Raw genomic sequence first — 19,696 nt, 5'->3', positions numbered from 1 at the left:
GCCTACTGCCCGGCGGTCAGCAGCCGGGCCGCGGCCGCGGCCGTCCGGGGCCCCGCCCCCAGCGCCAGCGCCGCCCGCAGGTCCTCCCCGGTGTCCACGTCCTGCCGTACGGAATCCACCGCGTCGAGCCGCAGCTCCACCGCCCCCGACGCGCGGTGCGCACGGCGGGAGTCCACGCCGAAAGCCGGACCCAGCGCACGGCCGGGCGCGGCGGCGAGAAGTGTCGTACCGATCGCGGCCGCGTCGGGCAGGAAAGAGCGCGGGAATTCCGCCGCCGCGTTCAGTACCCGGGCCAATTCCGCCGGGCGGAGTGCGGGGAGATCGGCGTTCAGCGCCGCCACGGGGCTTTCCGGACGGGACGCCCGTACGGCCGTCGCCGCGTGGGTCAGCGCCGCGTTCAGGCCACCACCCGGCTCACCGGCGACGATGGCCGCGCCCAGCGCGGCCAGCTCCCGACCCGCCCGGGGATCGTCCGTGACTACTGCCACATCCGCCACCGCCGCACAGGACAGCGCCGCGGCCACGGTGTCCAGGGCGAACGCGAGCGCGAGGTCCGGCCGCACCGCCTCGTCCGCCGTGTCCGACAGCCTGCTCTTGGCCCGCGCCAACGGCTTCACGGGCACGACCACGGTCCATTGCACGGTCGATCCGTCCCTCTCTTGTCGCGCTCATTGTCACCCGGGGGCCGTAACCCCCGCAGCGGCGGGGCGTACGGTGTCCTCGACAGACCGGCGGCCTGGGGCGACACTTGTGCGGCTCCCGCGTCCCCGCCCAGGCCCAAGAGGAAGGTGTCCGCGTGCCCCGCCGCAGAATCGGCTTCTGGTACCGCCTCGCCGCGGTGATCTGCAAACCGCCGCTGATGGTTCTGATCAAGCGGGACTGGCGGGGAATGGAAAACATTCCGGCCGAGGGCGGATTCATCACCGCCGTGAACCACAATTCTCACGTCGATCCCCTCGGATACGCGCACTACCAGTACAACACCGGCCGCGTGCCGCGATTCCTCGCGAAGAGCGGGCTTTTCCGGAAGGGATTCGTCGGCGCCGCGATGCGCGGCACCGGACAGATCCCCGTCTACCGGGAGAGCACCGACGCGCTCAGCGCCTTCCGGGCCGCGATCGACGCCGTGGAGCGCGGCGAGTGCGTCGCCTTCTACCCCGAGGGCACCCTCACCCGCGACCCCGACGGCTGGCCCATGACCGGCAAGACCGGTGCCGCCCGCGTCGCCCTGCAGACCAGGTGCCCGGTCATCCCGGTCGCCCAGTGGGGCTGCAACGAGCTGCTGCCGCCGTACGCCAAGAAGCCCGACCTCTTTCCCCGCAAGACCCACCGCGTCCTCGCCGGCCCGCCCGTCGACCTCTCCCGCTTCTACGGCAAGGAGATGACCGCGGAGGTGCTGAAGGAGGCCACCGAGGTCATCATGGCCGCCGTCACGCGCCACCTGGAGGAGATCCGCGGCGAGAAGGCGCCCGAGGTGCCCTACGACCCGCGCCGGGAGCGCATCGAGCAGCGGCGCCGCACCCAGACGCAGGCACAGACGCGAGGCAAACAGGCAGAAGGGCAGGGCACGTGAGCAAGCCCGTCAAGGCGGCCGTCTTCGGTACCGGGTCGTGGGGGACCGCGTTCGGCATGATCCTCGCCGACGCGGGGTGCGAGGTCACCCTGTGGGCGCGCCGCCCCGAGCTGGCCGAGGCCGTCAACTCCACCCGCACCAACCCGGACTACCTGCCGGGCGTCGAGCTGCCCGACAACCTCCGGGCCACCGCCGACCCCGCCGAGGCCGCGGCCGGCGCCGACTTCACCGTCCTCGCGATCCCCTCGCAGACGCTGCGCGCCAACCTCGCCGACTGGACGCCGCTGCTCGCCCCGGGCACCGTCCTGGTGTCGCTGATGAAGGGCGTCGAACTCGGCTCCGCGATGCGGATGAGCGAGGTGATCGAGGACGTCGCCAAGGTGGGCGCCGACCGTATCGCCGTGGTCACCGGGCCCAACCTGGCCCGCGAGATCGCCGCGCGGATGCCGGCCGCCGCCGTCGTCGCCTGCCCCGACGAGCCCGTCGCCCAGCGGCTCCAGGCCGCCTGCCACACGCCGTACTTCCGCCCGTACACCAACACCGACGTCATCGGCTGCGAACTTGGCGGCGCGGTGAAGAACGTCATCGGGCTGGCCGTTGGCATCGCCGACGGCATGGGGCTCGGCGACAACGCCAAGGGCTCCCTCATCACCCGCGGCCTCGCCGAGACCACCCGGCTCGGGGTGGCGCTCGGCGCCGACCCGCTGACCTTCTCCGGACTCGCGGGCCTCGGCGACCTGGTGGCGACCTGCTCCTCGCCGCTCTCCCGGAACCACACCTTCGGCACCAACCTCGGCAAGGGCATGACCCTGGACGAGACCATCGCGGTCACCAAGCAGACCGCCGAGGGCGTCAAGTCCTGCGAGTCGGTGCTGGATCTGGCCCGGCGGCACGGCGTCGAGATGCCGATCACCGAGACGGTCTTCGAGATCGTGCACGAGGGCAAGGCACCGGTGGTCGCCGTCAAGGAGCTGATGTCGCGCAGCGCGAAGCCCGAGCGACGCTGAGCCACGGCCCGGTCACGGCCGCGCCACGCTCCCCCGTTTGCCCGGGGCGGACGCTGTCTCGGGGTCACCCGTGCGGGTACTCTCAACGCGATATGAGCACCGAGAACCTCCCCCAGAGCCCCGAGCAGCCGCCGCGCAAGCCGCGGGTGGCCGTCGTGTTCGGCGGGCGCAGCTCCGAACACGGGATCTCCGTGGTCACCGCCGGCGCCGTCCTCGCCGCCATCGACCGGACCAAGTACGACGTCCTGCCGATCGGCATCACCGGCGACGGCCGCTGGGCCCTGACCGCCGACGAACCCGAACGCATGGCGATCACCGAGCGGCGCACGCCCAGCGTGGACCAGCTCGCGGAGACGGCCGAAGGCGCCGTGGTGCTCTCCGTCGACCCCGCCAACCGCGAGGTCGTCTACAGCGAACCGGGCTCGGTGCCCAAGGCGCTCGGCGAGGTCGACGTCGTCTTCCCCGTCCTGCACGGCCCGTACGGCGAGGACGGCACCCTCCAGGGGCTGCTCGAACTCTCCGGGGTGCCCTACGTCGGCGCGGGCGTCCTCGCCTCGGCGGTCGGCCAGGACAAGGAGTACATGAAGCGGGTCTTCACCTCCTTCGGGCTCAAGGTCGGCCCGTACGTGGTGATCCGGCCCCGCGAGTGGCAGCGCGACGAGCAGGCAGCCCGGAAGAAGATCGTCGACTTCGCCGGCGAGCACGGCTGGCCGCTCTTCGTGAAGCCGGCCCGTGCCGGCTCCTCGATCGGCATCACCAAGGTCGACGGTCCGGCCGGACTCGACGAGGCGATCGCCGAGGCCCAGCGCCACGACCCCAAGATCCTGGTGGAGGCCGCGCTCACGGGCCGCGAGATCGAGTGCGGCGTGCTGGAGTTCGAGGACGGGCCGCGCGCCTCCGTGCCCGCGGAGATCCCGCCGCCGAGCGCCCACGCGTACTACGACTTCGAGGCGAAGTACATCGACGCCACGCCCGGCCTGGTGCCGGCGCCGCTGACCGCGGAGGAGACCGCCGAGGTGCGGCGGCTCGCGGTCGAGGCGTTCGAGGCGGCGTCCTGCGAGGGGCTGGTGCGCGCCGACTTCTTCCTCACCGACGACGGCGAGTTCGTGATCAACGAGATCAACACCATGCCCGGCTTCACGCCCATCTCGATGTACCCGCAGATGTGGCAGAAGAGCGGGGTGAGCTATCCGGAGCTGGTGGACCGGCTGCTGACGGCGGCGCTGAACCGGCCGACGGGACTGCGCTGACCCACCCGTCCCACGGCTTCAGAGGGCGATCCCTTCGGGGATCGCCTTCTTCACGGCCGGGGCCAGATCGATCAGTACGGAGGAACTGTCCCGCCCCTCGGGGACGGTGACCTCGACGTACGCCTCCCGGTTGGCGGTGGTGAACCGGTACGCGCCGTCGTCCTGCTTCTCCATCAGCCAGTCGACGCCGTTCACCCCGCCGGCCACCGCGTCCGCGTCCCGGCCCTCGGCCACCTCCGGATCGACCATCTTCGGCGGCTGAGCGACACCGCAGCGCAGTATGATCAGCGGGTTTCCCCAGCCCGCCGTCAGCTTCGAGGAGGGCTGGGGATCCTTGCGGACCAGGCCGTCCACCTTCGCCGGCATGGCCTCGTCCAGGTCCTCGCACACCGCCACGACCTTCGCGTCCGGGCTGGGCACCGCCGCCGTGGGACCCTCGTCCGCCGCGGAGCAGCCCGCGGCGGTCAGCAGGACGAGCAGGGGCAGGCCGAGCAGCCGGTGACGGAAGGAGTTCACCGGCCCAGGGTAGACGGGGACTACAGATGGACGACCGGGCAGGTCAGGGTGCGGGTGATGCCGTCCACTCGCTGGACCTTGGCGACCACCATGCGGCCGAGCTCGTCGACGGTGTCGGCCTGTGCGCGGACGATGACGTCATAAGGTCCCGTCACGTCCTCCGCCTGGATCACCCCCGGCAGTTCGCTGATCGTCTCGGCGACGGCCGACGCCTTGCCGACCTCCGTCTGGATCAGGATGTACGCCTGTACCACGGAACCTCCAGGGCGGCCACGAGGATCATGTGGGGGAAAGGAACGCCACGGTATCGCGTCGCCGGTCGCCGCGGGGAGACCCGTGGGACCCGGCGTCCGCGTGCCGGGACGACCCGGGCACCCTGGTACACACAGACGACGCGCGACCGGATACGCACCGGGACGGAAGGGGAGTAGGGCCATGAAGGGCACTGTTGGTGAGCTCGGGGAGTTCGGGCTCATCAGGGAGCTCACCTCCCGTCTCACCACCACCCCGGCGGTCCGGATCGGCCCCGGCGACGACGCCGCGGTGGTCGCCGCGCCCGACCGCCGGGTCGTGGCCACCACCGACGTCCTCGTGGAGGGCCGCCACTTCCGCCGCGACTGGTCCACCGCCTACGACGTCGGCCGCAAGGCCGCGGCGCAGAACCTCGCCGACATCGCCGCCATGGGCGCGGTGCCCACCGCGCTCCTGCTCGGCCTGGTGGTCCCCGCCGAACTGCCGGTGACCTGGCCGACGGAGCTGATGGACGGGCTGCGCGACGAGTGTCAGGTCGCGGGTGCCGCGGTCGTCGGCGGTGACGTGGTCCGCGGCGACACCATCACCGTCTCGATCACCGCGCTCGGCGACCTGCGCGGCCAGGAGCCGGTGACCCGGGCGGGCGCCCGGCCGGGCGACCTCGTCGCGGTGACCGGCTGGCTCGGCTGGTCCGCCGCCGGGTTCGCGGTGCTCTCCCGGGGCTTCCGCTCGCCGCGCGCGTTCGTGGAGGCGCACCGGCGCCCGGAACCCCCGTACCACGCGGGGCCGGCCGCCGCCGGGCTCGGCGCCACCGCGATGTGCGACGTCAGCGACGGACTGATCGCCGACCTCGGGCACATCGCGGAGGCCAGCAAGGTCCGCATCGACATCGGCTCAGGCCGGATCGACATCCCCTCCCAGATGAACGACATCGGCCAGGCCGTCGGCGTCGACCCGTTGCAGTGGGTGCTGACCGGGGGAGAGGACCACGCGATCGTGGCGACGTTCCCGCCGGACGTGAAGCTGCCCGCCCGCTGGAAGGTCATCGGGGAGGTGCTGCACCCCTCGGCGCTGCCGCAGGTCACCGTCGACGGGGCGCCGTGGACCAGTACGGGCGGCTGGGACCACTTCGGCGGGGAGATCGAGGGATGAGCGCGGCACCGCCCCGGGTCCTCACGGTCGCCGGGTCCGACTCCGGCGGCGGCGCCGGCATCCAGGCCGACCTGAAGACGATGCTGGCGCTCGGCACCCACGGGATGAGCGTGATCACCGCGGTGACCGCGCAGAACTCCCTGGGTGTCCAGGGCGCCTGGGAACTGCCCGTCGACGCGGTCCGCGCGCAGTACCGCAGCGTCGTCGACGACATCGGCGTCCGGGCCGTCAAGACCGGCATGCTCGCCTCGGCCGCGCTGGTCGAGGCGGTCGCCGAGCTGATCGCCGGGACGGACGGACCGGCCGTGGTCGACCCGGTGGGCGTCTCCAAGCACGGCGACGCGCTGCTCGCCGCCTCCGCCCTGGACTCCGTACGGACGAAGCTGCTGCCGGTGGCTACGGTCGCCACCCCGAACCTGGACGAAGTGGCGCAGCTCACGGGGGTCCGGGTCGAGTCGGAGGACGGGATGCGCCGGGCCGCGGCGGCCCTGCTGTCCTACGGGCCGCGCTGGGCGCTGATCAAGGGCGGCCATCTGCCGGGGGACGCCGTCGACCTGCTCACCGACGGCTCCGAGGAGCACTGGCTGCGGGCTCCGCGCCTGGACAACCGGCACACGCACGGCACGGGCTGCACGCTCGCGTCGGCGATCGCCGCACACCTGGCGCACGGGCTGCCGGTGCCGGAGGCGGTGACGGCGGCGAAGACGTACGTCACCGGGGCGATCGAGGCCGGATTCGCGCTGGGCGCGGGGATCGGGCCGGTGGATCACGGGTGGGCGCTGCGGCGGGACTGAGCGGGTACGTCGGACCGAGCGGGTACGGCAAAAAGCCGGCCCACCGTGAGGTGGACCGGCTTCCTGCAGCGAACCAGCAGTGGCCGCGCGCTGTTGCTGAGCGTCAGCGCGAGACCTTGCCGGCCTTGATGCACGAGGTGCAAGCGTTCACGCGCTTCGGCGTCCCGCCGACCACGGTACGCACACGCTGGATGTTCGGGTTCCAGCGGCGGGACGTACGGCGGTGCGAGTGCGAGATGTTGTTGCCGAAGCCCGGCCCCTTGCCGCAGACGTCGCAGTTGGCAGCCACGGGTCACTCCAAAGACTTCAGATGCACTTACGGTGGATCCCGGCATGCCGGGATCAAGATCTCGGGGCTCTGACGAGCGGCCGCGATCTGAGTGGCGGTGCCAGGGGGAATGGCCCGATCGGGATCGGGCAACCGGAGCAGCATACAACGACTGCGTCCGTACAACGAATCTACCATGGCAGCTCAGAGGCCCGTCCTGGCCCCTCGCGGGCCCTCTTCCGGTGCACACCGTCCCGGGGTCTACGCTGCGTGCCACGTCCGGCCGCTCGATCCAGCAGCTCAGGGAGGCGCAGGTGGCGCAGGTGCCGCAGCGGATGTTCGACGCGTCGGCGGTGCGTACCTGGTGCCGGCTGGCCCTGGGCGAGCTGGGGCGGGCCCGCGAGGCGATCGACGCGATCAACGTCTATCCGGTGGCCGACGGGGACACCGGCACCAACCTGTACCTGACGGTGGAGTCGTCCGCCGCGGCGGTGGAGGCGGTGTTCTCCGGGCACGAGGCGGTCACCGGGGGCGCGGGGGACGCCGGGAGCGGCGGTCCGGACGGGGCGCCTTCGCTCGGTGAGGCGGTACGGGCCATGGCGCACGGCGCGCTGATCGGGGCCCGCGGCAACTCCGGAACGATCCTGGCGCAACTGCTGCGCGGCATGGCACAGGTCCTCGCGGACGGGAGTGAGCGGGCTCATGCCGAGGGGCCGGGGCTCCGGCTGGCGCTGCGGTACGCCGCCGACTCCGCCCGGCAGGCCGTCGCCCACCCCGTCGAGGGCACCGTCCTGACCGTCGCCTCCGCCGCCGCCGACGCGGCAGGGCGGGCCGAGGGCGGCTGCGACGCGGTGGCCCGCGCGGCCTACGAGGGTGCCCGCACGGCACTCGCCGCGACCCCCGGGCAACTGCCCGCGCTGGAGCGCGCGGGGGTGGTGGACGCCGGGGGGCACGGCCTGGTGACGGTCCTCGGGGCGCTGGTGGAGACGCTGACGGGGGACCGGCCGGGGACAGGGCGGGGAGCGGTGTCTGTGTCTGTGTCTGTGCCGATGCCCGCGGCCACGCCCGTGCCGCACGCGCGCGTGGGTGACGGGCATGCGGGGCGGCCCGATGCCGAGGGGCCGGCGGGCGAGGGCCGGCACGGTGAGCACGGGTCCGGATCCGGCGATTCGGTGGGCGAGGACGGACGTCCTGAACAGGGGCCCGGTGCCGGGTGCCCGTCGGAGGACGGCGGGCCCGCCTTCGAGGTGATCTATCTCCTGGAGGCCGACGACGACGCCGTGGCGCGGCTGCGCGCGCGGCTCGACGCCCTCGGGGACTCCCTGGTCGTGGTCGGCGGCGACGGACTGTGGAACGTCCACGTGCACGTCGACGACGCGGGCGCCGCCGTGGAGGCGGGCGTCGAGGCCGGCCGCCCGTACCGCATCCGGATCACCCACTTCGGCCACGGCGACGCGCACACCACCGGTGCCGGGCGCCCGCCCCGCGAGCCGGTCCAGCGGGCCGTCGTCGCGGTCGTGCCCGGCGAGGGACTGGCCGGGCTCTACACCGAGGCCGGGGCGACCGCCGTGCTCGCGCGTCCCGGGGAGCCGCCCGCCAGCGGGGAGCTGGCCGAGGCCGTCCGGCGGGCGCACGCGCGCGAGGTGGTGCTGCTGCCGAACGACGCCGAGCTGCGCCACACCGCCGCCGCGGCGGCCGACCAGGCGCGGGCCGACGGCGTTCGGGTCGCCCTCATCCCGACCCGTTCCGCGGTCCAGGGGATCGCCGCGCTCGCCGTGCACGAGCCGGGGCGGCGCTTCGACGAGGACGTCGTGGCGATGACCTCGGCGGCGGGCGCCACCCGGTACGCCGAGGTCACCGTCGCCGAGCACCGGTCGTGGACCACGGCCGGCATCTGCCAGGCCGGCGACGTCCTCGGCCTGGTCGACGGGGACGTGGCGGTGATCGGGGACGACGTCACCGAGACCGCCACGACCGTGCTCGACCGGATGCTCGCGGCCGGCGGCGAACTGGTCACCCTCGTCCTCGGCGACGAGGCCCCCGAGGACGTCGCCGACCGCCTGGAGAGCCGGGTCAGGGAGGCGTACCTCGCCGTCGACACGGTGACCTACCGAGGCGGCCGACAGGGGTCACTCCTGCTGATCGGCGTGGAGTGAACCGTGGCTTGTTCGGGTGGGGGAGGGGTAGAGGGCGGGGGCCGGACCCATGGCCGGGACCGGGCCCATGGCCGGGATCACCCCGGTGTGTGCTCCCCGGTGGCGTACCGCAGGAGGCGTTCGGCCTCCTCCCGTCGCGTGGCGGCCTCCTCGTCGGCGTCGTCGGCCGCCCCGTAGAGCGCGAGGACGGCACGCGCGTGTGCCGTCGCCTCGGCGGACCGGCCCAGTTCGGCCGCCAGCCGGCCCGCCAGGAGCACCGCCCCGGCCCGGTCGGCGAGGGCGTCCGGACCGGCCCCGGCGAAGACGGCGGCCGCCCGCTCCGCCCGGGACAGGGCCTCCTCCCACACCGCGCGGGCCGTCGGCTCGGCCGCGTGCCCCGGGGCGGACCGGGCCAGCAGCTCGGCGAACTGCCGGTGGGTGCCGCCCAGTTCCACGGCGTACACGGCCCGGTCCGCGGCGCCGGGCGCCGCGTCCAGTGCCGCCTCGCACGCTTCGGCCGCCTCCGTCATCAGCTCCCGGGCCCGGTCGGTGCCCGCTCCGGTGCGCAGCGTGAGCCACGCGCGTGCGCGCAGGGAACGGACCAGTCCGGGAACGTCGCCGAGAGAGCGCCACAGGTCGCCCGCGCGCGCGAACGCCCGCTCCGCGTCCGCGTGCAGCCCGGCCGAGTCGAGGCTGGTCGCGGCGAGATGGGCGAGCGTGGCGTGGTCGTACTGCTCGGGCCAGTGCCGGGCGGACTCGGCCGCCCGCAGCCGCCGCTCGGCCGCCGCGCGGTGCTCGCCCAGCTCGGACAGGCAGTCGCCGAGCCACCACAGGGTCTGGACGACAGCGCCGTCCCCGTGCGCCTCGGCGCTCATGTCGGGCAGCACGGCCTCCAGCACCTCGGCGGCCTCCGCCCACCGGCCCTGCCGCAGCAGCAGCCCGCCGAGCTGCTGACGCGCCCAGGCGCCCAGCGTCGGGCCCTCGCCGGCCTCGTCGGCCCAGTGCGCCGCCTCCAGGGCGTGCCCGGCGGCCTCCTCGACCGCGTTCCGGCCGCCGAGGACCTCGGCGAGCTGGAGGTGCAGGCGCGCCCGGCCGGTCGGCTCCAGGTGCGGTCCGCCATGGTCCAGGGCCGCGCGCAGCGCGCGTTCCGCTCCCGCCGGATCGCCGAGGTGGTGCGCGAGCTGCGCGAGCCGGGCCTCGTACTCCACGGCGAACCACGGCAGCCCCGCCGCCACGAACCCCTCCGCCGCCCCGGCGAACAGCGCGGCGGCCCCTTCGAGCTCCCCCGCGCGGGCCGCCAGTTCCGCCAGCATCCCCCGCGCCTCGGCGTCCCGCGCGGCGAACCGGACGTCCTCACCGGTCCGCCCGTCGACGAGTGCGAGCAGCTCCCGCGCGGCGCGGCGGGCGGCACCGGGGAACGAGCCCGAGCCGCCCGCCTCGGGTACGGGCTCCGGCTCCGGGCCGCCGGCCCCCGCACCCTCCTCCACTGCCGCCTCGTGCACGCACCGCATCAGGACGCGCGCCCGCGCCATCAGGACCGACGCGGTCTGGAGCAGCCCCGTCCCCCCGGCGGCGTACAGGGACACGACCTCCTCGCAGGGCCCCTCGACCGCGGCGAGGGCCGCTTCCGGCTCGCCCGCGAGGGCGCGGACGTACGCCGCACGCGCGCGTGCCGCCAGGGCCTCGCCCGGGTCACCGGCCTCCGCGTACAGCTCCGCGGCCTGTTCGAACAGTTCCGCGCCCTCGGGCCCCAGCCCCGTCGCGCGGTGGTCGAGTACCTCCGCACGGTCGCGGGCGTCCAGCTCGACGCCCTCCGCGGCCCGCGCGACGGCCGCCCACGCCTGAACCGCGTGCGGCCGGAGGGTGTCGGAGAGACGGCGGGCCTCGGTTATCAGCGCCGGGAGATCCCGAAGCGCCGACGGGCCCGAAGCACCCGGGCCGTCCGGCGCGGTGGCCGGAGCCGGGGCGGGCACCGGGACCGGACGCGCCGTGCGCAGCCCCAGCGGCAGCCGCTCCACCAGCGGACCGCGCTCCATACGCGCGCGTGCCCGCTCGCTCACGTACGACGTGCCATTGCGTTCGTCGAACCGTGCCGCCAGCGCGAGCGCCTCGGCACGCGCGTGTGCGGCGAGTTCCCCGGCGGTCCAGGACCGGCCGGCCGGTCCCGGGACCTCACGCCCGCCGAGGCCCAGGGCGGCCAGCCGTTCCATGAGGAGTGCCACCACGCACAGGAAGTCCAGCCTGCTGCGCGGCTGACCGTCGTCCGTGAAGTACGCCGGACGCTCGGCCAGCAGCTCCAGGGCGCGCGCCTCGTTCCCGGACAGCGCGCAGAACTCCACGTGGTCCGCGTACGCGCCGCGCATGCTCTCCATGGGCCGCACCAGTCTGAGGCCCCGCAGATGGTGGGCGCGTGCCTCGTCCACGCGGCCGAGCCGCAACAGCGGCAGCAGGGACGACGCGAGGACGGTGTGCGGCTCGTGCGCGCAGGTGTACTCGCCCTCCAGCACCGGCCCCCACAGCCGCAGCGCCTCCTCGTCCCGCTCGCGCTCCGCCCGCCACCAGCCCTGCGTGTGCAGCTCGCACGCGTGGCAGTCGGCCATCTCGTCCCGGTCGGCGGCCAGCCACGCCCCGTACGCCCGCTCCGCGCGGGCCGTGTCGCCGAGGTGCGCGGCGACGCTGAACTCCGCGCAGCGCACCGCGCGCTCGGAGTGCCCGGCGAGCCGGTAGCGGCGCTCCATCTCGCCCAGCCACTTCTCCACGGAGGCCAGCGGGATGTGCGGCTGGTCGAGCATGCCCGACGACATCCACTTGAAGACCCAGTGCAGCGAGTGCGCCTCGTAGGCGTCGAAGTCCTCGGGGTGCTCGTCCCACATGCGCAGCAGCCGCGCGAAGGGGACGAACATCTTCGCCTTCTCGGAGCTGTAGTTGTAGACCTTCAGCTGGTGCCCGAGCGCCTCGATCACGGCGAGCGGGACGTTCATCCCCTCCGCCGCGACGAGCAGCTCCTCCGCGCGGGCGTTGCGGGCCGGACCCTCCGGCCGCTCGGCGTTCTCGGCCATCGCCCGGCGCAGCCCGTCGATGTCAGTCGGCCCTGCCCCCTTCGATCCGGCCCCGTTCGGCCCGTTCCCCTTCGCCCCGGCCCCGTTCGGCCCGGTCCCCGTCGGCCCGCTGTCCGTCGGCCCGTTCACCGGCGGTCCTCCTCCGTGTGCGTGGCCCACTCCAGGAGGCCGATGAACGCGCGGTTGAGCAGCGCCGAGTCCGCGGGCCGCAGCGGCCGCTGCGCCATCAGCAGGGCCTGCCCGTACAGCGACTCCGTGGCGGTGCCGATCAGCTCCGGATCGCCGAGCGAACCGATCCTGCGCACCAGCGGATTGAGATGGTTGAGCACCAGACGCGCGCGTGGCGCGCTGCCCCGCAGCGAACCGAGGATGCCCGCCCACAGGTCGTCGGCCCCCTCCTCGGCCTCCGCGCGGGCCTGCTCGTGCCGCGCCGCGCGGTCGTCCAGGTGCAGCGCGGGCACGGACAGCGGATGGAAGGCGCGCAGGGCCACGTCGCAGCCCAGCGGGTCCAGGCGGGCCCGCGCGGCGGCCAGGAAACCGGACAGCGCCAGTTCCTCCGCGGGGTCGACGGCGTCCAGGTGGGCCGTCACCGTGTCCGCGTCCAGCTCGGCCACGACCGTCCCCGGCCGCACCGAGGGCAGCGCCTCGACCAGCTCGGTGTCGTAGGTGTAGCCGCCGTTGACCACACCGATGCCCTGCGCCGCCGCGATCGGCGCGACCTGCCGGTACTCCTCGACGGTCCGGGTGTAGTGCACCACCGGATGGCGCCGCGCGAACTCCTCCAGGGACAGCCGCCCGTCGCTCGTCTCGAACGGCAGCCACGGCAGCATCACGCGCAGCATCTCCGCGTCGTGCCGCGCGAGCGCCTTCACGCCCAGGTGGTGCACGGCCAGGAAGGCGGCCAGCCGCTCGGGGTCGCCCGCCGCGAGCCCGGTCAGCCAGGAGCGGATCCGCTCGCCGAGCGCCTCCCGTACGGCGGCCAGCGTCTCGTCCTCGTAGAGCGACTCGCGCGAGGCCGTGGGCCGCAGGCTGTCCGTGTCGATCACGCAGCGCACGAAGAACGCCCAGTCGGGCAGCAGCTGTTCGGCACGCTCCGTCAGCAGCATGCCCTTCAGGTGCACCCGGTGCCCCGCGCGGTGGGCCGGACCGACCGCCGACGGCAGGACGTACGCCACCCCGCGGAGCCCGGTCAGCGGCACGTCCAGGCCGATCGAGTCCAGCGGAGTGAAACCGAACAGCTCCCGGCAGTGCCGGGCGAGCGCCACCCGCCGCGCGGCCGGCGAGGGGTGCGCGCGGTCCCACGGCGCCGGCAGCTCGGTGACCGCCTCGCCGTCGACCCGCACGTCGTAGGGGAGCAGCGAGCCGAAGTCCCGCGCCAGCTCGCGCACGCGCGTGGCCTCCAGCCACTCACCGGCCCCCGCGCGGGCCACCAGGTGCACGGTGGTGCCGGGTTCGGGCCGCTCGCCGTCGGTGGCCGGCAGCGTCCGCACGGTGTACGACCCGTCCTCCCGGGCCGTCCACTCCACGAGCGGCGCGTCGGGCACACGGGCGCTGCGGCTCACCACCCGGATGCGCTCCGCGACGACGAAGCAGGCCAGCAGGCCGATGCCGAACTGCCCGAGGAAACCGGAGCGGGCCTCCTGCACCCCCTCGGCCCGCTTGGAGCTGCGGCCGATCGTGGCGAGCAGGTCGTGCACGTCCGCCTCGGTGAGCCCGACGCCGGTGTCCTCGACGCGCAGCCCGTCGGGACCGGCGTACAGCCGCACCCGGGCCGGAGCGCCGGGCTCCTCGGCCCGCCGCGCGGTGATCGCGTCCACGGCGTTCTGCAACAGCTCGCGCAGATAGACCCGGGGGCTGGAGTAGAGATGATGGGAGAGCAGGTCCACCAGACCGCGCAGGTCGACCTGGAACGTGTGGGACGGCCTCGGTGACGGTGCGGCCGGAGAACTGGAAGAGGTCTGGGAATCCATCGTCGCAGCGCCGGTGGGGGGACGGTCACGGCGCGGGGTCGGGCGGCCCCGGTGAGGCGGCGGCCGCGGGCTGGGAACGAGCCGGAGCGCGTCATCCTAGGCCCGAAGCCACCCGCCTGACCAGGGGTTTTCCACGACGTATACGGCGATGTCAGTGGCGTGGTGTGCAATGGATCTCGTGCCCGCGAAGCAAGAACCACTGCACCAGCCGCTGAAGTCGGTGCTCGGCCCCGCCACCGCCAAGGTGATGGCCGAGCACCTCGGCCTGCGCACCGTCGGCGACCTCCTCCACCACTACCCGCGCAGATACGAGGAGCGCGGGCAGCTCACCCACCTCGCCGACCTGCCCATGGACGAGCACGTCACGGTGGTCGCCCAGGTCGCCGACGCCCGCCTGCACACCTTCGCGTCGTCCAGGGCCCCGCGCGGCAAGGGACAGCGCCTGGAGGTGACCATCACCGACGGCAGCGGCCGGCTCCAGCTGGTCTTCTTCGGCAACGGCGTGCACAAACCGCACAAGGAGCTGCTGCCGGGCACCCGCGCGATGTTCGCGGGCAAGGTCTCCGTCTTCAACCGCCGCCTCCAGCTCGCCCACCCGGCCTACGAGCTGCTGCGCGGCGACACCGAGGAGACGGTGGAGAGCTGGGCCGGCGCCCTCATCCCGCTCTACCCGGCCACCGCCAAGCTGGAGTCCTGGAAGCTGGGCAAGGCGATCCAGACGGTGCTGCCCGCCGCCCGGGACGCCGTCGACCCGCTCCCGGAGTCACTGCGCGAGGGACGCGGCCTGCTCTCCCTCCCCGATGCCCTGCACAGGATCCACCGGCCCGCCACCCAGGCCGACGTCACCGACGCCCGCGCCCGCCTGAAGTGGGACGAGGCGTTCGTCCTCCAGGTCGCCCTGGCCCGCCGCCGCCACGCCGAGACCCAACTGGCCGCCGTCCCGCGCCGCCCGAGCCCCGACGGCCTCCTCACCGCCTTCGACGACCGCCTGCCCTTCACCCTCACCGAGGGCCAGCGGAAGGTCTCCCGCGAGATCTTCGACGACCTGGCCACCGACCACCCCATGCACCGGCTGCTCCAGGGCGAGGTCGGCTCGGGCAAGACGATGGTGGCCTTGCGCGCCATGCTCGCCGTCGTCGACGCGGGCGGACAGGCCGTCATGCTCGCGCCCACCGAGGTCCTCGCCCAGCAGCACCACCGGTCGATCGTGGAGATGATGGGCGAGCTGGCCGAGGGCGGTCTGCTGGGCGGCGCCGAGCACGCCACCAAGGTCGTGCTGCTCACCGGTTCCATGGGCGCCGCCGCCCGCCGCCAGGCACTCCTCGACCTGGTCACCGGCGAGGCCGGGCTCGTCATCGGCACCCACGCCCTGATCGAGGACAAGGTCCGGTTCCACGACCTCGGCCTGGTCGTCGTCGACGAGCAGCACCGCTTCGGCGTCGAGCAGCGCGACGCCCTGCGCGGCAAGGGCAAGCAGCCCCCGCACCTGCTCGTCATGACCGCCACCCCCATCCCGCGCACGGTCGCCATGACCGTCTTCGGCGACCTGGAGACCTCCGTCCTGGACCAGCTCCCGGCCGGCCGCTCACCCATCGCCAGCCACGTCGTGCCGGCCGCGGACAAACCCCACTTCCTCTCCCGCGCCTGGGAGCGGGTCCGCGAGGAAGTGGAGAACGGCCACCAGGCGTACGTGGTCTGCCCCCGCATCGGCGATGAGCCCGAGAAGCCCGAGAAACCCGCGAAGAAGGGCGGACCCGCGGGGGAGGACGGAGACAAGCGCCCGCCGCTCGCCGTCCTCGACGTCGCCGACCAGCTCGCCGCGGGCCCCCTGGCCGGGCTCAAGGTCGAGGTCCTGCACGGCCGTATGCAGCCCGACGACAAGGACGCCGTCATGCGCCGCTACGCCGCGGGCGAGACCGACGTCCTGGTCGCCACCACCGTCATCGAGGTCGGCGTCAACGTCCCCAACGCCACCGCCATGGTGATCATGGACGCGGACCGCTTCGGCGTCTCCCAGCTGCACCAGCTGCGCGGCCGCGTCGGCCGCGGCTCGGCCCCCGGCCTCTGCCTGCTGGTCACCGAGATGCCCGAGGCGAGCGCGGCCCGCCAGCGGCTGAGCGCGGTGGCAGCCACCCTCGACGGCTTCGAGCTCTCCCGCATCGACCTCGAACAGCGCCGCGAGGGCGACGTCCTCGGCCAGGCCCAGTCCGGCGCCCGCACCTCCCTGCGCGTCCTCGCCGTCATCGAGGACGAGGAGATCATCGCCGAGGCCCGCCAGGAGGCGGCGGCGGTCGTCGCGGCCGACCCGGAGCTGACCGGTCTCCCCGGCCTGAGGACGGCCCTGGACGCCCTCCTGGACGAGGAGAGGGAACAGTACTTGGAAAAGGGCTGAGGCAGGCCCACCCAGGGGCGCGGGGAACCGCGCGACCAGCCACACTGAGACCCGTCAGCCGTCCACACCCAAGGAACCACAGATGACCCGCGTGATCGCCGGTACCGCCGGCGGACGCCGCCTGGCCGTCCCGCCGGGGAACGGCACCCGCCCCACCTCCGACCGTGCCCGCGAGGGCCTCCTCTCCACCTGGGAGTCCCTCCTCGGCGGCGCCCTGGACGGCGAACGGGTCCTCGACCTGTACGCCGGCTCCGGCGCGGTCGGCCTGGAAGCGCTCTCCCGGGGGGCGGGCCACGTCCTCCTCGTGGAGGCCGACGCCAGAGCCGCCCGCACCGTCCGGGAGAACGTGAGGAGCCTCCGCCTGCCCGGCGCCGAGGTCCGCGCCGGCAAGGCCCAGCAGGTCGTCCAGACCCCGCCGGACGCCCCGTACGACCTCGTCTTCCTCGACCCCCCGTACGCCGTCACCGACGACGATCTTCGGGAGATCCTCCTCACACTCCGCACCCAGGGCTGGCTCGTGGACGACGCCCTAGTCACCGTGGAGCGGAGCACCAGGGGCGGTGAGTTCCACTGGCCGGAGGGTTTCGAACCCCTCCGGGCCCGTCGCTACGGCGAGGGAACCTTTTGGTACGGTCTCGCCGCCTCTACGTGCGAAGACGCACGATGACCGGACCGGAGAGCGAGGGATCTGCAGTGCGCCGCGCCGTCTGTCCCGGGTCGTTCGACCCGATCACCAATGGACACCTCGACATCATCGCCCGTGCCTCCAGGATGTACGACGAGATCTACGTCGCGGTGATGATCAACCAGTCGAAGAAGGGCCTGTTCACGATCGAGGAGCGGATCGACCTGATCGGCCGGGTCACCGCCGAGTACGGCAACGTCCGCGTGGAGTCCTTCCACGGCCTCCTCGTCGACTTCTGCAAGGAGCGTGAGATCCCGGCCATCGTCAAGGGCCTGCGTGCCGTCAGCGACTTCGACTACGAGCTGCAGATGGCCCAGATGAACAACGGCCTCTCGGGTGTGGAGACGCTCTTCATGCCCACCAACCCCACCTACAGCTTCCTGTCGTCCTCCCTGGTCAAGGAGGTCGCGACCTGGGGCGGCGACGTGTCCCACCTGGTGCCCCCGCTGGTGAACGACGCCCTCGCCGAGCGCCTCGGCAGGAGCTGACGCCCGGGGCGCTGTCCGGCGCCCGCCCCGGAGCCGTACAGTCGTCCCGTCCGTCTCCAACACAGCTGTAGAGAGTGGCGAGCACACGGTGGACGTGCAACAGAAGCTGGACGAGATCGTCACGACGGTCTCCGGCGCCCGATCCATGCCCATGTCGGCCTCCTGCGTGGTCAACCGCGCCGACCTGCTCTCCCTGCTGGAAGAGGTGCGCGCCGCGCTGCCCGGTTCCCTCGCCCAGGCCCAGGAGCTGATCGGCGACCGCGACCAGATGGTGGAGCAGGCCCGTCAGGAGGCCGACCGGATCATCGAGACCGCGCACGCCGAGCGCGGCTCCCTGATCTCCGACATGGAGGTCGTCCGCCGCTCCCAGGCCGAGGCCGACCGCATCCTCACCGAGGCCCGCAGGGAGGCCGAGGAGGTCCGCGCGGAGGCCGACGACTACGTCGACTCCAAGCTCGCCAACTTCGAGGTCGTCCTCACCAAGACCCTCGGCTCGGTCGGCCGGGGCCGCGAGAAGCTCCTCGGCACCGGTCCGGGCACCGACGAGAACGGCTACGAGGACGAGGACGCCCCCGAGCGCAGCCACGACCCGGAGACCCTGCGCCGCGACGCCGACGCCTACGTCGACGTCAAGCTGGGCGCCTTCGAGGCGGTCCTGGCCAAGACCCTGGAGGCCGTCGGCCGCGGCCGGCAGAAGCTGCACGGCCGGATCGCCACGGACGACCTCGGCGCCCTCGCCGACGACACCACCACCCGGCAGCACTCCAGCGACGCCGACTACCTCGCCGACCTGGCCGCCCTCTCCGAGACCGAGACGGCCGCCGAGGCCGCCGCCGAAGCCGCCAGGCAGCGGGAGTACACCGACCAGCCACCGCGGCAGCAGCCCGCGGCGGCCCAGGCCGCCCCGGCCGACCAGACCGGCTACGGCTACGCCCAGCAGGCCGACCCCTACACCGGGTACCAGCAGGGCTACGGCGGTCAGCAGGACGCGTACGGCTACCAGCAGGCCGACCCGTACGCCGCCGCGTACCAGGGCTACGACGCCCAGCAGCCGGGCTACGACCCCCAGCAGACGGCGTACGACGCGCAGCAGCAGGGGTACGACGTCCAGCAGGGCTACGCCCAGCCCCAGCAGCACGGCGGGCACATCCCGGAGCAGCAGTCGCAGGCGCTCGACGAGACCAGCCTCTTCGACACCAGCATGATCAGCGCGGAGCAGCTGAGGGCCTACGAACAGGGCCGCGGACTGTAGCCGTCCACGGGTACCGGGACCGGATTGGGCCGAGAGCGAATGGTCCAGTATCCTGGCTCTTCGGTCGCACGCACATCCGCGATCAGCGCTGCCCGGAACACCACGGCGGCGTCCCCTCAGCTCGAAGACCGAAAGTTGGAATGGTTCTGAACGCCCGCCTCGACCACCGCAACCCCCTCGTGTTCGACACACACGAGCTGGGACGGCGTCCTGGTGCGCTGCAGCGCCTGACCCGCACGGTCGACGCCCCCAAGGACTTCGGTATCAAGGGAGTCATCGGAGTGCCGGAAGGCGCCCCGGTGGAGCTGGAGCTCCGGCTCGAATCGGTCCTGGAAGGGGTGCTTGTCACAGGCACCGCCCGTGCGGCCGCCGAGGGGGAGTGCGTAAGGTGTCTGGAGCCCGTCGAGCTGGAGCTCGACGCGGACTTCCAGGAGATGTTCTCGTACCCTGACGCCGACGACCGGGGCCGCGTGATCGCGGAACCGGGCGACGACGCCGAGGACGACGAGGACAGGCTCTTCCTAGAGGACGGCTTGTTCGACCTCGAACCCGTGCTGCGGGATGCGGTGGTGCTCGCACTGCCGATGCAGCCGGTGTGCCAGGAAGACTGCCAGGGTCTGTGCTCCGAATGCGGAGTACGCCTGTCGGACGACCCGGACCACCACCATGACGCCGTCGACATCCGTTGGGCGGCACTGCAGGGACTCGCCGGTTCACTCGGAGACGGCGAGAAGGACGACATGAGCGGCGCCGAAGCGGAAGCGGGCGTCGACGAGAAGCAGGAGAAGTAGCCGTGGCTGTTCCGAAGCGGAAGATGTCGCGCAGCAACACGCGCCACCGCCGGTCGCAGTGGAAGGCTGCGGTCCCCACCCTGGTTGCGTGCGAGCGCTGCCACGAGCCCAA

18 protein-coding genes are annotated in these 19,696 nt (G+C 73.5%); 12 read left to right on the top strand and 6 right to left on the bottom strand.

The window, feature by feature from the left end:
- Positions 1-2: 2 nt before the first annotated feature.
- On the bottom strand, positions 3-641 hold the full coding sequence (cofC, locus tag UW392_RS08325; protein ID WP_320774236.1) for a 2-phospho-L-lactate guanylyltransferase: 639 nt from the start codon (positions 639-641) through the stop codon (positions 3-5).
- A 155-nt stretch (positions 642-796) separates the two neighbouring features.
- On the opposite strand from cofC, the gene UW392_RS08320 reads away from it, so the two are divergent.
- The 3 genes from UW392_RS08320 to UW392_RS08310 all read left to right on the top strand — a co-directional run bounded on the left by UW392_RS08320 (position 797) and on the right by UW392_RS08310 (position 3,830).
- On the top strand, positions 797-1,573 hold the full coding sequence (locus tag UW392_RS08320; RefSeq protein WP_320774235.1) for a lysophospholipid acyltransferase family protein: 777 nt from the start codon (positions 797-799) through the stop codon (positions 1,571-1,573).
- The gene (locus UW392_RS08315; protein ID WP_320774234.1) at positions 1,570-2,580 is read left to right on the top strand and encodes an NAD(P)H-dependent glycerol-3-phosphate dehydrogenase; all 1,011 of its coding nucleotides are present in this window, start codon (positions 1,570-1,572) and stop codon (positions 2,578-2,580) included. Before UW392_RS08320 ends, UW392_RS08315 begins: the two co-directional genes overlap by 4 nt.
- Before the next feature lie 92 nt (positions 2,581-2,672).
- Positions 2,673-3,830: a D-alanine--D-alanine ligase family protein gene (locus UW392_RS08310; protein WP_320774233.1), complete on the top strand. Its 1,158-nt coding sequence runs from the start codon at positions 2,673-2,675 to the stop codon at positions 3,828-3,830.
- A gap of 18 nt (positions 3,831-3,848) precedes the next feature.
- Here the strand turns inward: UW392_RS08310 and UW392_RS08305 are convergent, their stop codons facing one another.
- On the bottom strand, positions 3,849-4,346 hold the full coding sequence (locus tag UW392_RS08305; protein WP_320774232.1) for a DUF3515 domain-containing protein: 498 nt from the start codon (positions 4,344-4,346) through the stop codon (positions 3,849-3,851).
- Between the two features lie 20 nt (positions 4,347-4,366).
- Complete coding sequence (locus UW392_RS08300; RefSeq protein WP_320774231.1) at positions 4,367-4,600, bottom strand: Lrp/AsnC ligand binding domain-containing protein; 234 nt, start codon at positions 4,598-4,600, stop codon at positions 4,367-4,369.
- A 181-nt stretch (positions 4,601-4,781) separates the two neighbouring features.
- On the opposite strand from UW392_RS08300, the gene UW392_RS08295 reads away from it, so the two are divergent.
- Both UW392_RS08295 and thiD read left to right on the top strand, forming a co-directional pair.
- Positions 4,782-5,750 (top strand): thiamine-phosphate kinase, encoded by a 969-nt coding sequence (locus tag UW392_RS08295; protein ID WP_320774230.1) that lies wholly within the window; start codon positions 4,782-4,784, stop codon positions 5,748-5,750.
- Entirely contained in the window at positions 5,747-6,544 is a 798-nt protein-coding gene (gene thiD / locus UW392_RS08290; protein ID WP_320774229.1) for a bifunctional hydroxymethylpyrimidine kinase/phosphomethylpyrimidine kinase, read from the top strand. Before UW392_RS08295 ends, thiD begins: the two co-directional genes overlap by 4 nt.
- 103 nt (positions 6,545-6,647) lie before the next feature.
- Here thiD and rpmB read toward each other — a convergent pair whose 3' ends face one another.
- Positions 6,648-6,833 (bottom strand): 50S ribosomal protein L28, encoded by a 186-nt coding sequence (gene rpmB / locus UW392_RS08285; RefSeq protein ID WP_003993230.1) that lies wholly within the window; start codon positions 6,831-6,833, stop codon positions 6,648-6,650.
- A gap of 293 nt (positions 6,834-7,126) precedes the next feature.
- Between rpmB and UW392_RS08280 the strand changes: the two genes are divergently transcribed.
- Positions 7,127-8,968, top strand: a complete 1,842-nt coding sequence (locus tag UW392_RS08280) for a DAK2 domain-containing protein (protein WP_320774250.1) — start codon at positions 7,127-7,129, stop codon at positions 8,966-8,968.
- Positions 8,969-9,045: 77 nt separating this feature from the next.
- Here UW392_RS08280 and UW392_RS08275 read toward each other — a convergent pair whose 3' ends face one another.
- Both UW392_RS08275 and UW392_RS08270 read right to left on the bottom strand, forming a co-directional pair.
- Positions 9,046-12,006 (bottom strand): tetratricopeptide repeat protein, encoded by a 2,961-nt coding sequence (locus UW392_RS08275; RefSeq protein WP_320774249.1) that lies wholly within the window; start codon positions 12,004-12,006, stop codon positions 9,046-9,048.
- Between the two features lie 125 nt (positions 12,007-12,131).
- On the bottom strand, positions 12,132-13,976 hold the full coding sequence (locus tag UW392_RS08270) for an HSP90 family protein (RefSeq protein WP_320774228.1): 1,845 nt from the start codon (positions 13,974-13,976) through the stop codon (positions 12,132-12,134).
- A gap of 169 nt (positions 13,977-14,145) precedes the next feature.
- On the opposite strand from UW392_RS08270, the gene recG reads away from it, so the two are divergent.
- From recG to rpmF, 6 genes are all read left to right on the top strand, one after another.
- Positions 14,146-16,368 carry an ATP-dependent DNA helicase RecG gene (gene recG, locus UW392_RS08265; protein ID WP_320774227.1) on the top strand — a complete coding sequence of 741 codons (2,223 nt, stop codon included), beginning with the start codon at positions 14,146-14,148 and terminating at the stop codon, positions 16,366-16,368.
- A gap of 82 nt (positions 16,369-16,450) precedes the next feature.
- Positions 16,451-17,035 carry a 16S rRNA (guanine(966)-N(2))-methyltransferase RsmD gene (gene rsmD / locus UW392_RS08260; RefSeq protein WP_320774226.1) on the top strand — a complete coding sequence of 195 codons (585 nt, stop codon included), beginning with the start codon at positions 16,451-16,453 and terminating at the stop codon, positions 17,033-17,035.
- A 26-nt stretch (positions 17,036-17,061) separates the two neighbouring features.
- A complete protein-coding gene (coaD, locus tag UW392_RS08255) occupies positions 17,062-17,541 on the top strand; it encodes a pantetheine-phosphate adenylyltransferase (RefSeq protein WP_320774248.1) in 480 nt (159 codons plus the stop codon).
- An 88-nt stretch (positions 17,542-17,629) separates the two neighbouring features.
- Positions 17,630-18,793 (top strand): ATP synthase F0 subunit B, encoded by a 1,164-nt coding sequence (locus UW392_RS08250; protein ID WP_320774225.1) that lies wholly within the window; start codon positions 17,630-17,632, stop codon positions 18,791-18,793.
- Positions 18,794-18,933: 140 nt separating this feature from the next.
- Positions 18,934-19,584 carry a YceD family protein gene (locus tag UW392_RS08245; protein ID WP_320774224.1) on the top strand — a complete coding sequence of 217 codons (651 nt, stop codon included), beginning with the start codon at positions 18,934-18,936 and terminating at the stop codon, positions 19,582-19,584.
- A 2-nt stretch (positions 19,585-19,586) separates the two neighbouring features.
- A partial coding sequence (gene rpmF / locus UW392_RS08240) for a 50S ribosomal protein L32 (protein WP_320774158.1) occupies positions 19,587-19,696 on the top strand: 110 nt, incomplete at its 3' end.

The sequence above is a fragment of the Streptomyces sp. CRN 30 genome, assembly GCF_034105845.1.
The sequence above is the reverse complement of the archived record's forward strand: the minus strand, read 5'-3'. Positions and strand labels throughout refer to the sequence as shown.

Excerpts from the sequence above, each read along its gene's own strand:
- thiD (WP_320774229.1), top strand. The coding sequence starts at position 5,747 with ATGAGCGCGGCACCGCCCCGGGTCCTCACGGTCGCCGGGTCCGACTCC.
- UW392_RS08245 (WP_320774224.1), top strand. The coding sequence starts at position 18,934 with ATGGTTCTGAACGCCCGCCTCGACCACCGCAACCCCCTCGTGTTCGAC.
- recG (WP_320774227.1), top strand. The coding sequence starts at position 14,146 with ATGGATCTCGTGCCCGCGAAGCAAGAACCACTGCACCAGCCGCTGAAG.
- UW392_RS08295 (WP_320774230.1), top strand. The coding sequence starts at position 4,782 with ATGAAGGGCACTGTTGGTGAGCTCGGGGAGTTCGGGCTCATCAGGGAG.
- rsmD (WP_320774226.1), top strand. The coding sequence starts at position 16,451 with ATGACCCGCGTGATCGCCGGTACCGCCGGCGGACGCCGCCTGGCCGTC.
- UW392_RS08275 (WP_320774249.1), bottom strand. The coding sequence starts at position 12,006 with ATGGCCGAGAACGCCGAGCGGCCGGAGGGTCCGGCCCGCAACGCCCGC.
- UW392_RS08270 (WP_320774228.1), bottom strand. The coding sequence starts at position 13,976 with ATGGATTCCCAGACCTCTTCCAGTTCTCCGGCCGCACCGTCACCGAGG.
- UW392_RS08310 (WP_320774233.1), top strand. The coding sequence starts at position 2,673 with ATGAGCACCGAGAACCTCCCCCAGAGCCCCGAGCAGCCGCCGCGCAAG.